Here is a 12,705-nt window from a genome sequence, read left to right on the forward strand (position 1 = left end):
TTGTTGAACTTTAAACTGCTGGGGACCGCCGCAGGCGGCGGTATTCCCCAGTGGAACTGCGCCTGCAAGCTGTGCGATCTGTGCCGCAAATCTCCTGAGATTGTCCAACCCCGCATGCAGCTTCAAGCCTCTTTCTCTGCCGATGCGGAGAACTGGTTTCTGATCAATGCTTCGCCTGATCTAAGAATGCAGATCGAAGCGCATCCTGAGTTGCAGCCGAGTTCCCGGCTGGGCAAACGCAATACCCCCATTCGAGGCATCATCCTGACCAGCGCTGATCTAGATCAGGTGCTGGGTGTGCTTCTGCTGCGCGAGTTCCAGCCCCTCACCCTCTATGCGACAGCCCTGGTGCGCCAGGTGCTGGAGGCAAACAGCTTCTTCCGCATGCTGCAGCGCGTTCCCGATCAACTGACCTGGGTAGAGATATCGCCACAGAAGAGCTTCACGCTCGGCGGAGGAATTACCTGCACGCCGATCCCTTTCCAGGGCGGGCTTCCTTACTATGCCCGCGAGACTCACAAGGAGCAACCAGGACAGACGACGCTTGGCCTTCTCATCGAGTCCGGTGGCCAGCGCCTAGCCTATACTCCCTCTGTGCCCGAGGTGACGGACGAGTTGCGAGCCCTCTATGACTCCTGCGACGCGATCCTGGTGGACGGCACGTTCTGGAGCGACGAGGAGCTTAGCAGCACACACGCTGGAACCCCGCTCGCACGCTCCATAGGACACGTACCCATGAGCGGTGACGACGGCACTCTCAGGCTGCTGGCCGGGACCTCTGCACGGCAAAAGGTTTACGTACATATCAACAACACCAATCCGGTGCTCGATCCTCGCAGCGCTGAATATAAGCTGGTAGTGGATGCCGGATGGCAGATAGGACACGACGGATGGCAGTGGAATTAGCCGCTTCAGGCACGATCGGAGACGATGCCCTTCTCTCGAAAGACGAGCTGCATGCTCGTCTTCGCGCAGTGGGAGAGAGACGCTATCACCACCTGCACCCTTTTCATCAGCGCATGCACGCCGGGGAGTTAACTCGCGGCCAACTGCAGGCCTGGACGCTGAATCGCTATTACTACCAGAGCCGCATTCCGATCAAAGACTCGCTCGTGCTGGCCAAGAGCGATGACCCTGCCTTTCGACGGGTCTGGCGAAAGCGCATTCTCGATCACGACGGAGACCAGGACGGCTACGGCGGCATCGAGAAGTGGCTTCAACTCGCCGAGGCCTCCGGGCTCTCGCGCGAAGAGGTGATTCCCTGCACTGGCGTGCTGCCCGGAGTCGTCTATGCGGTGGATGCCTATCTGGCGCTGGTGCGAGACAGCTCGCTGCTCATCGCCGTCGCCTCTTCGTTGACGGAGCTATTCTCGCGCGATCTTATCTCGCTTCGCATGGATCAGCTTCGCCTGCACTATCCCTATCTTTCGAGCGGCCTGAGCTACTTCGAGGGCAGGCTTACGCAGGCTCCCGAGGACGCGGCGTTCGCGCTGGACTACGTCTCCACCCACGCGCAGACACGGCGCGAACAGGAGCAGGTGATCCAGGCGCTGGAACGAAAGTGCGCCATCCTCTGGGCGCAGCTCGATGCGATCGACTACGCCTATGTTCAGCCCGGCAACATACCGCCCGGGTGCTTCGTCCCACAGGTTTGAAGAGGCTGCCATGCAATTGAACGACACTCCGAGACTTGCCCCCGGCTGCCGACTGCATCCGACCGAATCGGTTCTGCTGATACCGGAAGGGGCGTTGAATCTGCACGGGCCGGCTCGTGAGATTCTGCAACAACTGGACGGAAAGCGAACAGTCGAAGACGTTGTGCAGGAGCTACTGAAGCAGTACGCCGGGGCGCCTGCGGATGACATCCGGAAAGACGTGGTCGACCTGCTGGAACGCATGCAGGGACACGGCGTCGTGCGCGCATAAATCATGTTGACCTCCGGCCCTATTTCGTCCCTGCCAAAGCCGCTCTCGCTCATTGCGGAGGTGACGCATCGCTGCCCGCTGCACTGTCTTTACTGCTCCAATCCCCTTGAGTTGAAGCGCGCGGAAGAGGAGCTCTCTACGGCTGATTGGAAGCGCGTCTTTGAACAGGCCGCCAGTCTTGGGATTCTGCATCTACATCTCACCGGCGGAGAGCCGCTGGCGCGGAAAGACCTTGCCGAACTGATCGATACCGCACACCGGGCGGGACTCTACGTCAACATGATTACGTCGGGGGTTGGCCTGACCAGGGAACGTCTTGGCGAACTGGTAGAAGCCGGGCTTGAACATCTGCAGCTCAGCTTTCAGGACCTCGACGAGACGACGGCGAACCATATCGCAGGCACACGCGCTCATGCGCTCAAGCTCGCGCTGGTTCCGGTGCTCAAGGAATTCCCTCTCGCGTTCACGGTTAATCTGGTTGTCCATCGGATGAACCTCGATCGCCTGGAGTCCTTTATTGGGCTGGCGGAAGAGCTGGGGCCGGATCGCCTGGAGATTGCGCACGTTCAGTACTATGGCTGGGCTCTGAAGAACCGGTCGCTCCTGATGCCGACGCAGGAGCAGGTGGATCGCTCTTTACCTGTGATCGAAGCAGCCAAGGAGCGACTTAGGGGAAAGATCCATCTCGATTCCGTCTTCCCCGACTACTTTGGCAGTTTCCCCAAGGCTTGCGTCGGTGGCTGGGGACGACAGATGATGCTCATCGACCCGACAGGACAGGCGCTGCCCTGCCACTCCGCAGCCATTATTCCTGGCCTGCGATTCGACAAGGTGCAGGACCACGATCTTGCATGGATATGGGAGTCATCGGCAGCCTTTCAGCGCTTTCGCGGAGACTCCTGGATGCCGGAGACGTGCCTGGCCTGCCCGCGGAAGGAGAAGGATTTTGGCGGATGCCGCTGCCAGGCTTTTCTGCTTACCGGCGACGCCCAGGCCATCGATCCCGTGTGCCGGTATAGCCCGGACCACCATTTGCTGACGGAGCTTAGGCTTCCCTCCAACGACGTTCTTCCGATCTGGAGAGGGTAATTAGTACGTCGCACCCGGTTTTACGACGGGTGCGGGTGGAAGATCTCCCTTGAACTTGCGGGCCAAGGCTCGCGCGGCTTGAGCCAGCATGGTCGTATCAACGCCTACCGCACAGAAGGTAACACCACGCTGAATGTACTCCTGTGCGAGCGCAGTATCCGCGGTAAGAATGCCGGCGGCTTTACCGGATTGCACGATGCGAGCAATCGCTGATTCGATCATCGAGATCACATCAGGATGTCCGAGATTTCCCAGGTGGCCAAGCGATGCGGCCAGGTCAGACGGCCCGATGAAAACGCCATCGACACCTTCCACCGCGAGAATGTCATCCAGATTTTCGACCCCCTTCAATGTTTCGACCTGGATCAGCAAACAGACGGCTTCGTTCGCGCGCGCGAGGTACTCGGTTTCAGCGCCCCAGCGCGAGGCACGCGCCGACGCCACCCCGCGAATTCCGTGTGGCGGATATCGAGTCGCGGCCACCAACTGCCTTGCCTGCTCTGCCGTCTCAACGATTGGAATAAGAAGCGTATGGGCACCGATGTCGAGATACTGCTTGATCAGCACGGGATCGCCAATCGGAAGGCGCACGACTGGATGCGTGGGATAAGCAGCGACCGCCTGAAGCTGGGCAAGCACGGAGCGCAGATCGTTTGGTCCATGTTCCCCATCGATGACCAGCCAATCGAACCCGGCGCTTGCGACAATCTCGATAGCGTAAGCGTCTGCAAAGCTCGCCCACAATCCGATCTGCGTTTGACCGGCAGCGAGCGCTTTTTTGAAAGCATTCTCCATCATTACTGATTAGACTCCAGTCTTATAGAAGCAGCAGGCTATTGGGCCGAGTGGCCCGGAATCGATTGGGAAGGGCTGGCGGGGTGATCGCCGATACCCACCTTAAATCTCCATCGTGAAGTCTACATCGTGCGACTTCACGAGACGATCATTCGTGCCTCAGTTTCGTCGTTCAGGCTTTTGCATCTCTGCTATAGCTCCCTCATCACACATTGCCGTAGCTGAATCCTGCGCCTGAACCTAAGTTGATTCTTGCTATTTGGCCGAACCCAACGTAAATATTGCGTGGGTCCCAAATTCATCTATGAGAGGCAAAACACTATGGCAACGAAGAAGGCTGTAAAAAAAGCCGTAAAGAAGGCTCCTGCTAAGAAAGCCGTCAAGAAAGCTGTAGCGAAGAAGGCACCAGCGAAGAAAGCTGCAAAGAAGGTCTCCATCAAGGCACAGCGGAATAACGGGCCTCTCTAAATAAGACGTAAGCCGTCTCCAACCGCAGTACAAGCAAGCAATGCGCCCGGCAACTCATTACGAGAGCCGGGCGTTTCTGCCTTTAGAGAAACTGCTGGATTCGGATGTGCTCTGGCCCCTCCCCCGCACCGGAGACGTGGCACCCCGAGATCAAAACAGGGCATGGGAAGTGAGAAGCAAACTAACTCTTCCCACTCCCTCGCACCCTCGACGGCGACGAAATATCGACAAAGGTCGCTCTAACTAACAATCTAACAATCCAACTGCTACAAAAGATCGGGCACACCATCTGCAACGTTTCGGTGATTACGCGGCAGAGGCAATATTGGTTACGTGAATCGTGTTGCTTGCTGTGTCGAACGTTCCCGTAACCGTCACTTGTTTGTCTTCGTACTTCTTCGCATCGTCCTGATTATCAAGGAAATGTCCGGCTGCTTTACCCTCAGGTGTTTGGCCCGTGAGCAGGGCAAACTGTCCCGTCTGGAGCTTCACAACCTTGCCTGTGAATTTCATTTCTTGCTGCGGGTTTTGTTGCGGTTGTTGCGGTTGGGCAGCGCTGCCGCTTTGCGTTTGTGCGGTTGCGGGGCCAGGGGTGAAAGCGCAGAGAGCCGTCGCCAAAATCAGTGCGAGCGCCTCTCTATGATGATTGCTCCTTTGCGTTATTTTCATCTTCCTCCAGTGTTTTTCGGTTTGCTTGAAACCTTGACTTACAACATTGACAAGGCAATTCGTCTTCTCGACTCGAAGACTTCCAACCTAGGAAGCACAGATCGCATAGCGGGTTGCTCGCGTCAGGCAAGATCCCCGTCACCTCATTACGAGAGCTGGGCCTTTCTGCCTTTGGAAAACTGCTGGATTCGGATGTGCTTCGGCCATTCGATCATGTGCTACTTCGACTGCGATTTTCCCAACGGGATCACCTTTTCAGTACATCCATCGAATCCACATCTGACGGGCATATCGGTTCTCCTTTTCATCCACGACAAATTCACTGTCGGGTCGGGAGACCATATGAGTGATCCTGAGAATCCGTCAAATCGAATGAGAAAGCCCCCACTGGACCAGTGGGGGCTCTTCACATTTATGTACAAAAACAGATACATTCTCCAGACTTTTCCAGAGGTATCCCTAAAGTGACCTTTTCAGTTTTCGTAATGTTCGGGGAAGAACTGTAAGTTGTTGATTTTGGTAGCGTTACCGGGGCTCGAACCCGGACTCTTCGCCTTGAGAGGGCGACGTGTTAACCAGTTACACCATAACGCCACATCACGGATGGGGAATCCGTTGCGACTTAAAGAAGTATAGCAGACAGAAACGAAATAGATTTCCTACGCTACAGCTCAAAAGCGATATCACTAACTCGTAGGGTGGCTGAATCCTCAGGAAGCAGATTCCCTACGGGAATGACAACCAGAAAGGCAAAAGCGTCAGAAAGAAAAGGCCTTACAGACCGAGCTTCTTGACCTCGTCGTTGTAGTACTTGCGGTACAGGATGTCCCACTCCTGGGAACCCTCGACGATAATCTTGCGCTGCGAGGAGATCTTCAGGCGCGCGGCAGCGTCGATCCTGGTCTCTTCCGTCAGCAGCTTTTCGAGAATCTTGCGAGCCTCCTGGCGGATCGTGTTGCGATCCTCCAGAAAGTCGACTTCGTCGATCTCGGCGAGCGTGTCGGCTACGGTATGGGCGAGCTTGTTGAGCTTGTCGCGGCTGATTCTCATAGCACCGCCTTGTACTTGCGAGCGAGCTCGTTCTTTACCTTCTTGAACATCTCAGGGTAGCTGGCGCCGGTCTTGTGCATGTCGTCCTGAAACGCTTCGAGGATGACGCGAACTTCATCGTTGATGCGGTCTTCCAGCGAGAGCTCATCAATCAGCCCTGCGGTGACGCGTTCGTCGACGAGAGCCGGCTTGTCGGTCTTGATCATCTTCGCCGCAACGAGATGCTTATTCGTCTGCCGGGCGAGATAGCCTACATAGTCCTTGGAAAAAATCATGGTCACCAAAAGGTTAGCACGGTGAAATGGTTGAGTCAGCAGGTCTTTGCACTCCGGTCGATTCTTTCTTTCCTGTAGCGCACGAGTCTCCCGCATCTGCGAGAATGGCCTTTATGCATTTGGACGATCTCTCTACACTCAAAGACGATATGGTGGCCTTCATTGCCGGGCATGGCATGAGGCGTATGAACGGTTATGTGCCCGAAGATGTACCAACGGTGATCTTCGAGGAAGACGATATCGATGGATGGAAAGACTTCGTCGAGCACGCCAAATCCGCCAATGCCCCGTTTCTGACGATGAGCGAAGTCGTCCTCGAGCCTGAGGACGTTGCGACGCTGATCGGACAGGTGCGCGACCACAACTACCCGGACCACGATGCAGCCGAGCTCGAAGAGGCCCAGGACCTGACCCAGCACGTCGGCAAGACCGGCTACCTGCAGCTTGGCTTCTCGCATGGCGGCGTGATGTTTCTCTACGAGACCGCCACCGAATGGTATGACGTCTTCCAGGAACTGATGGAAACGGTCACCGATCTCGGACAGATCATCGTTGACGATAGCGACGAAGACTGAGGCTCGCGTGAGTGCGCCACCCCTCACCCAGGTTACCCAGTGGGTCGTCGCAGGCAAGGTTTCCGATACAGCAAAGCAGTTGGAGCGGGAGCTAGGTCTTCCGCCGGCGATCGCCTGCCTGCTGGTTTGCCGTGGAATCGAAACCGTAGCGGCGGCCAGGGCTTTTCTGGCCCCCTCGCTCGACCAGCTGCATGATCCCTCCCTCATGCTCGGCATGGATAAGGCTGTGGCGCGTCTCCGTACGGCACTGCTCCTGCAGGAGCCGGTGCTGATCTATGGCGACTACGACGTCGACGGCACCGTGGCTACCGTGCTCCTGAAGACCGCGGCAGAACGGGCCGCTGCGGCGATGGGCGTCACCGCCGACATTCGATATCACATTCCCCACCGCATTCGCGAAGGCTATGGGATGCAGGAGCTACGCATCGAGGCGGCAGCCGCCGAGGGAGTGCGTCTCATCGTCAGCGTCGACACCGGCATCCGTGCCTTCGCCGCAGCCGAAGAGGCCGAGCGTGTCGGCCTCGATCTCATCGTGACCGATCATCATTTGCCGGATGGGGCGGAAGGCGTTCCGCGAGCCGTCGCCGTGGTGAATCCGAACCAGCCGGGCTGCGAGTATCCCTACAAAGAGCTCTGCGGAGCGGCCGTTGCCTTCAAACTGGCGCAGGCCCTGCTCGAAAGCTCAGTCCAGCAGGAGGACGAGCGCCTCCGTCTGCGCGAGAAGACTCTGCCCTCCTTCCTGAAGCTGCTGGCGATCGCCACGATCGCAGATGCCGTTCCCCTGACCGGGGAGAACCGGGTCATCGCAGCGCTGGGCCTGCTTGAGCTGCGGAAGCCGTCGCAGGCAGGACTCAAGGCCCTGATGGAGCTGTCCCAGATCGATACGTCGCGCGCCATCTCGGCGACCGACATCGGGTTTCGCCTGGCTCCGCGCATCAACGCCGCTGGCCGCATGGACATCGCCAGCGATGTCGTGGAGATGTTTCTTACCCGGGACCCGGCGATGGCTCGCACCCTCGCTGAGAAGCTGCACCGCCTGAACGAGGAACGCCGGACGACCGAAGCCGAAGCCCTGCGCGAGATCGAGGAGCGGCTGGCCGTGATGGTCGCATCTCCCGAAGGCCTTGCGGCCTGCCTGGTGCTGGACGATCCCGCATGGCACCGCGGCGTGATCGGAATCCTGGCCTCCCGTGTCGTCGACCGTACGGGCAGGCCCTCTTTGGTGCTGGCGCATGAAGAGGGGCAGGCCTATGGCTCCGGCCGGTCCGTCGCCGGATTTCATCTGCTCGATGCCCTCACGAGCATCGATACCGAAGAGGACACCCAGCTCTTCGCACGCTTCGGCGGGCATGCACATGCCGTGGGTTTTTCGCTGCCCTCCAGCCAGGTGGAAGACCTGCGCAACCGTATGGCCAGGTATGCGGCCTCGAAGCGCACGGCCGACGACGAGATTACGAAGTTGGACTGCGATCTTGAGCTGAGACTCGGAGAAATCACGGCTGATTTTCTGGTCGCCCTCGAACAGCTTGGGCCCTTCGGCAATGGAAATTCCGAGCCCGTGTTTCTCAGCTATGGGGTGCGGCTGGGCATCGCGCCCAAGGTCGTCAAAGACCGGCATCTGCGGCTGACGGTAGAGGACCCCGACGACGGTTCGCGGTTGGGAGGCATGGCATGGGGACGGCGCACCGACTGGGCCGCTCGAGCCCGCGAGGAAGGCTGGGTGCAAGGCAGCCTGCTCGACCTTGTCTATCGTCTTCGGCGTAACTGGCACCCTGACTTCGGAGGATGGGAGTTGGAGATCATCGCTATCCGTTCCGGTGCAGCCAACAACAGGTAGAATCCTCGTAAACACCTGTGTGTAAAAGTTTTTGCTTCGCTTTGAAAGATTAGACGTCCTATATACTGACGCTTTGCTTATGGCACAACGAGAGTCCAGTCAAACACGCGGTTGGATGTGGAGCATTGTCGCGCTAATCGCGTGCGGTGCTCTCTTCCTGCTAGTTCATATGGCCTTACGCAGCACGGTGGCCGTTCATACCGCTACGGTGGGGTATGAGGACATTCCGAGTTCCGTCTCCACGAACGGTATCGTCCAACCCGTAGACGATTTCCAGGCCCACGCAGTCGCTCCCGGCGCGGTCAAGAAGCTCTTCGTCACGGTGGGGGAGAAGGTCAGTCAGGGGCAGGAGCTCGTCCGGATGGACGACAGCGAGGCCCGCAAAAATGTTGTTGCCGCGCAGGCCGCTCTGCAATCGAGTGAATCGACCCTGAAGAATATGCAAAACGGCGGCACGCACGGAGAACTGCAAACGCAGACGGCCGACATGAACGCTGCCCAGGTACAGGAGCAGCAGTCTGCCGCCTCTCTATCATCCTTGGAAGCTCTCCAGGCAAAGGGCGCGGCTTCGGCGAATGAGGTGGCCACGGCAAAACAGCGCCTCTCCGAGAGTCAGGCACGTCTGGCTAGTCTGCAGACACACCACTCCAGCCCCTATGGCCCCAACGATATCGCCCCGCTGCAAGCCCAGGTGGCCCAGGCGCACGCTACTCTCGAGGCTGCCCAGAAGGCCCTCGCGGATATCGACATTCACTCTCCGATCCCCGGCACGGTCTACTACATTCCGGTAGCCCAATACGACTTTGTGCCGGGCGGCGATACCTTGCTGGACGTTGCGGACCTTACACATATTCAGATTCAGGCTTACTTCGACGAGCCTGAGGTAGGCAAACTCGCCGACGGCCAACCTGTAACCATCGTCTGGGATGCCAAGCCCGAACGCGTGTGGCATGGACACATCCTGCAGATTCCGACAACCATCATCAAGTACGGAACCCGCTATGTCGGCGAGTGCATTATCACTGTCGATGATGCCAATGGCGATCTGCTGCCCAACACCAACGTCACGGTCAAGGTGATTACGCAGCAACGCCTGCATGTGTTGAGCGTGCCTCGCGAGGCGCTGCACACCGATGGCCCCAACAACTTTATCTTCAAGATCGTCAATGGACGGCTGCGCAAAACGCCCGTCCAGGTCGGATTGGGCTTGAACCTGACACGTGCGGAGATCACACAAGGGCTATCTGAGGGCGACACCGTCGTCACGGGCTCGACTACGGAAGCCGACCTGACCGACGGGCTCGAAGTGAAGGTAGTAAAGGCGCAGCAGTAGATGGGAAGAACAGATATCCAACGATGGGGCCTGCACAGTGTTTTGTTCGCTGGAGTGCTTGCTGTGTCGGCTCTTCCCTGCTTCTCTGCCGACTTTGCAGTCAGCCAGCGAACTGCCAGTGAACACGCCTTGATGCAGGGTCGCGCAGATGAGGCAATTGCTGGCTTGCGCACCCTCGTTGCGGCCAACCCAAAGGATGGCGCGGCGCACCTGCTGTTGTGCCGCGCGTTCTATGCGGAAGAGCTCCCCGATGCTGCCGTAGCGGAATGTGAAGCAGCTTTGTCGGTACTGGATAAAAACAGCATGGCCCAGGACTGGATGGGTCGCGCCTACGGCATCAAAGCCAGCCACTCCGGCCCCATTGCAGGTTATAAGCTGGCCAGCAAGGTCAAGAATGCCTTTGAAGTGGCCGTCGATCTCGATCCCAGGAACGGCGATGCCGTGAACGATCTCAGCGAATATTACGTTGGAGCACCCGCCATCGTAGGCGGAGGGCTCGACAAGGCAGCAGCACTCGCCTCCCGGGTAGAGGCGCAGCTTCCACAGCAGGCCCATCGCACGCGCGGACTTGCAGCCGAAAAGGATAAAGACCATGCCACCGCAGAGCGCGAGTTTCGCGCTGCAGTAGCCGTCGCAGGACGTGCCGATGCCTGGACAGACCTGGGAGCCTACTATGCGCGCCGCAACGATAAAGACAAGGCCCTCGATGCCTTACGTCAGGCACTCAGCGTCGATCGGTCCCACGATGCTTCGCTGGTGGATGTCGCCAGCATCCTGCTCGACATGCACATTGAACCGAAGTTGACCGAACAGACACTGCGCGACTATCTGGCATCCAACGCGAAGAGCGATGCCGCGCCTGCCTTCAAGGTTCATGTCCTGCTGGGCAAACTACTGCAAAAGCTTGGAAATAAAGCAGGCGCTCGCGATGAGTTTGCCCAGGCCCTCGCTCTAGCCCATGAATATGCTCCTGCGCAGAAGGCGATGCAGCAGCTTTAAGTGACGAAGATCGCAATCGCGTCGTAAGGTGGAGCAGGAGAGAATGTTGCTGAAGAGAACGATGCAAATCCGGTGGTCAAAAGCGATGGGGATCGGCTTGGCCATGTGCCTTTGCGCCTGCGCGTCTGCGCAAATCTCACTGACTTCGGCTGTGGACCTCGCACTGCGCAATAATCCGAAGGTCCTGGCAGCGCAGGCCAGTGTCAACAAAGCCCGGGCCGCACTCGCGCAGGCCCACGACGCCTATATTCCCAGTGCGGGCATCAATGGCGGCTATGGCGGGTCTACAGGCGTTCCCCTCAATGTTCCAGTCGTCTTCAGTCTCTCCAGCCAATCCCTGGTCTTTAATTTCTCTCAGCCAGACTACGTTCGTGCAGCGGCATCCGGTTTGCAATCCGCCACATTTGCGCTGCAGGACGCTCGCGATCAGGTCTCCGAAGATGTTGTCGTCACCTATCTCAGTCTGGATAACGCCCAACAGCGTCAGGCGGCCATGCTCCAGGAGTACGGTTTTGCGACGCGTCTTTTCAGGATCGTTCAGGATCGGCTCGACGCTGGGCAGGACTCCCAGAGCGAGTTTCTCGGTGCCCGCCTGACCGCAGATCAGATTCGCGCGGCCCAACTCCAGACCGATGACGAGATCACTGCCCTATCGGACCATCTCTCCCGCCTCACCGGTCTCCCTGAACGCCATCTGACCGTCATATCCAGTTCAATTCCTGCGTTACCACCCGCCGGTTCATTTCCAGAGAATGGCCCAGACAGCGCTGGCGTACGGGCCGCTTTTGCGAGCGCCAAGAGCAAACAAGAGACTGCCTTTGGCGATGCGCGATACCGGTTCCGTCCCGTATTAAGTTTCGATGCCAACTACAGCCGCATCAGCACCAGCCATACCAACTACCCGCTGTACTACCCAGGGTTTCAGAGCGATCGGCACCTCAGCGATAATGCCCTCTCTGCTGGTGTTCAGATTCAGATTCCCCTGTTTGACCGCGGACACCAGGACCGCGCGCGCGAATCCGCCGCAGAAGCCGCCCGAGCCCGTTTCGAGGCAGAAGAACAGCGGAATCAGTTTTTCGAGGGGCAGTTGAAGCTTCACCACAGCATCGACGAACTCCAGGCAAACAGCAAGGTTGCCGAAGACTATCGTGATATTGCCCAGGCAAAGCTGGATGCGGTTCTGGTTCAACTTAGCGCCAATGCAGGGGATCCGAATAAACCGCAGCTAACCCCCAAAGACGAGCAGAATGCCCGCCTACAGGAGCGCCAGAGGTTCGTCGAGCTTCTCAATATGCAGTTTCAGCTTAGCCAGGCCCAGGTCAATCTCATGCGCCAGACGGGCCAACTCGAGCCATGGTTGAAAGCAGCGGCTACACAACCTGCGGCTACTTCAATAACATCCCCCCAATAAATGTGAAGTATCAAGAAGTGCAGGAATCTTCGGGCAAGTGGCAACGAAGGTAGAGCCCTGTAACCCAGGGTGGTATATATCGTCCTGTTGGGGCTTGGCCCATGCCGTTTGAGCCCTTTGCGCTCCATATTGATGTGTCGATTTGTCTTGATGTAGCCCCCCTACAGAAGGAAAGATGAAATGGCTACATAAATACGGGACCTGTTCTGGCTACCGGATACATTTTTTACCTCTGGCGCCGCACCACGTGTGGTGCAGGCCGAATACCTGTCAGAGCG

14 protein-coding genes and 1 tRNA gene are annotated in these 12,705 nt (G+C 58.0%); 10 read left to right on the top strand and 5 right to left on the bottom strand.

Annotation, left to right across the window (positions count from 1 at the left end):
- From pqqB to pqqE, 4 genes are read left to right on the top strand one after another with little or no spacing between them, the layout of a single operon-like run.
- Entirely contained in the window at positions 1–906 is a 906-nt protein-coding gene (pqqB, locus tag ACIX8_RS12885) for a pyrroloquinoline quinone biosynthesis protein PqqB (protein WP_014265780.1), read from the top strand.
- Entirely contained in the window at positions 891–1,655 is a 765-nt protein-coding gene (pqqC, locus tag ACIX8_RS12890; protein ID WP_014265781.1) for a pyrroloquinoline-quinone synthase PqqC, read from the top strand. Before pqqB ends, pqqC begins: the two co-directional genes overlap by 16 nt.
- A gap of 10 nt (positions 1,656–1,665) precedes the next feature.
- The gene (pqqD, locus tag ACIX8_RS12895; RefSeq protein WP_014265782.1) at positions 1,666–1,926 is read left to right on the top strand and encodes a pyrroloquinoline quinone biosynthesis peptide chaperone PqqD; all 261 of its coding nucleotides are present in this window, start codon (positions 1,666–1,668) and stop codon (positions 1,924–1,926) included.
- Positions 1,927–1,929: 3 nt separating this feature from the next.
- The gene (pqqE, locus tag ACIX8_RS12900; RefSeq protein ID WP_014265783.1) at positions 1,930–3,015 is read left to right on the top strand and encodes a pyrroloquinoline quinone biosynthesis protein PqqE; all 1,086 of its coding nucleotides are present in this window, start codon (positions 1,930–1,932) and stop codon (positions 3,013–3,015) included.
- Here pqqE and hpaI read toward each other — a convergent pair whose 3' ends face one another.
- Entirely contained in the window at positions 3,016–3,813 is a 798-nt protein-coding gene (gene hpaI / locus ACIX8_RS12905; protein ID WP_014265784.1) for a 4-hydroxy-2-oxoheptanedioate aldolase, read from the bottom strand. It abuts the gene before it with no gap.
- A gap of 318 nt (positions 3,814–4,131) precedes the next feature.
- On the opposite strand from hpaI, the gene ACIX8_RS25970 reads away from it, so the two are divergent.
- Entirely contained in the window at positions 4,132–4,278 is a 147-nt protein-coding gene (locus tag ACIX8_RS25970) for a hypothetical protein (RefSeq protein WP_014265785.1), read from the top strand.
- A 306-nt stretch (positions 4,279–4,584) separates the two neighbouring features.
- Here the strand turns inward: ACIX8_RS25970 and ACIX8_RS12915 are convergent, their stop codons facing one another.
- From ACIX8_RS12915 to ACIX8_RS26345, 4 genes are all read right to left on the bottom strand, one after another.
- Entirely contained in the window at positions 4,585–4,947 is a 363-nt protein-coding gene (locus ACIX8_RS12915) for a hypothetical protein (RefSeq protein WP_014265786.1), read from the bottom strand.
- Between the two features lie 517 nt (positions 4,948–5,464).
- Positions 5,465–5,541 (bottom strand) — tRNA-Glu (locus ACIX8_RS12925).
- Positions 5,542–5,721: 180 nt separating this feature from the next.
- Complete coding sequence (locus tag ACIX8_RS26340) at positions 5,722–5,997, bottom strand: DUF507 family protein (RefSeq protein ID WP_014265788.1); 276 nt, start codon at positions 5,995–5,997, stop codon at positions 5,722–5,724.
- The gene (locus ACIX8_RS26345) at positions 5,994–6,272 is read right to left on the bottom strand and encodes a DUF507 family protein (protein WP_044176702.1); all 279 of its coding nucleotides are present in this window, start codon (positions 6,270–6,272) and stop codon (positions 5,994–5,996) included. Before ACIX8_RS26345 ends, ACIX8_RS26340 begins: the two co-directional genes overlap by 4 nt.
- A 113-nt stretch (positions 6,273–6,385) precedes the next feature.
- Between ACIX8_RS26345 and ACIX8_RS12940 the strand changes: the two genes are divergently transcribed.
- The 5 genes from ACIX8_RS12940 (at position 6,386) to ACIX8_RS12960 (ending at position 12,427) form a co-directional block, all read left to right on the top strand.
- On the top strand, positions 6,386–6,847 hold the full coding sequence (locus tag ACIX8_RS12940; protein WP_014265790.1) for a hypothetical protein: 462 nt from the start codon (positions 6,386–6,388) through the stop codon (positions 6,845–6,847).
- Between the two features lie 7 nt (positions 6,848–6,854).
- A complete protein-coding gene (gene recJ, locus ACIX8_RS12945) occupies positions 6,855–8,684 on the top strand; it encodes a single-stranded-DNA-specific exonuclease RecJ (protein ID WP_014265791.1) in 1,830 nt (609 codons plus the stop codon).
- Positions 8,685–8,853: 169 nt separating this feature from the next.
- Positions 8,854–10,017, top strand: a complete 1,164-nt coding sequence (locus tag ACIX8_RS12950) for an efflux RND transporter periplasmic adaptor subunit (RefSeq protein ID WP_223295322.1) — start codon at positions 8,854–8,856, stop codon at positions 10,015–10,017.
- A gap of 63 nt (positions 10,018–10,080) precedes the next feature.
- Positions 10,081–11,016, top strand: a complete 936-nt coding sequence (locus ACIX8_RS12955) for a tetratricopeptide repeat protein (protein ID WP_014265793.1) — start codon at positions 10,081–10,083, stop codon at positions 11,014–11,016.
- 61 nt (positions 11,017–11,077) lie between these two features.
- On the top strand, positions 11,078–12,427 hold the full coding sequence (locus tag ACIX8_RS12960; protein ID WP_190273664.1) for a TolC family protein: 1,350 nt from the start codon (positions 11,078–11,080) through the stop codon (positions 12,425–12,427).
- Positions 12,428–12,705 lie beyond the last annotated feature (278 nt).

The sequence above is a fragment of the Granulicella mallensis MP5ACTX8 genome (genome assembly GCF_000178955.2).
Taxonomy (GTDB): Bacteria; Acidobacteriota; Terriglobia; order Terriglobales; family Acidobacteriaceae; genus Granulicella; species Granulicella mallensis.

Excerpts from the sequence above, each read along its gene's own strand:
- ACIX8_RS26340 (WP_014265788.1), bottom strand. The coding sequence starts at position 5,997 with ATGAGAATCAGCCGCGACAAGCTCAACAAGCTCGCCCATACCGTAGCC.
- ACIX8_RS26345 (WP_044176702.1), bottom strand. The coding sequence starts at position 6,272 with ATGATTTTTTCCAAGGACTATGTAGGCTATCTCGCCCGGCAGACGAAT.
- pqqC (WP_014265781.1), top strand. The coding sequence starts at position 891 with ATGGCAGTGGAATTAGCCGCTTCAGGCACGATCGGAGACGATGCCCTT.
- pqqD (WP_014265782.1), top strand. The coding sequence starts at position 1,666 with ATGCAATTGAACGACACTCCGAGACTTGCCCCCGGCTGCCGACTGCAT.
- ACIX8_RS12950 (WP_223295322.1), top strand. The coding sequence starts at position 8,854 with ATGGCCTTACGCAGCACGGTGGCCGTTCATACCGCTACGGTGGGGTAT.
- ACIX8_RS12915 (WP_014265786.1), bottom strand. The coding sequence starts at position 4,947 with ATGAAAATAACGCAAAGGAGCAATCATCATAGAGAGGCGCTCGCACTG.
- ACIX8_RS12960 (WP_190273664.1), top strand. The coding sequence starts at position 11,078 with ATGCAAATCCGGTGGTCAAAAGCGATGGGGATCGGCTTGGCCATGTGC.
- pqqE (WP_014265783.1), top strand. The coding sequence starts at position 1,930 with ATGTTGACCTCCGGCCCTATTTCGTCCCTGCCAAAGCCGCTCTCGCTC.
- ACIX8_RS12940 (WP_014265790.1), top strand. The coding sequence starts at position 6,386 with ATGCATTTGGACGATCTCTCTACACTCAAAGACGATATGGTGGCCTTC.
- ACIX8_RS25970 (WP_014265785.1), top strand. The coding sequence starts at position 4,132 with ATGGCAACGAAGAAGGCTGTAAAAAAAGCCGTAAAGAAGGCTCCTGCT.
- hpaI (WP_014265784.1), bottom strand. The coding sequence starts at position 3,813 with ATGATGGAGAATGCTTTCAAAAAAGCGCTCGCTGCCGGTCAAACGCAG.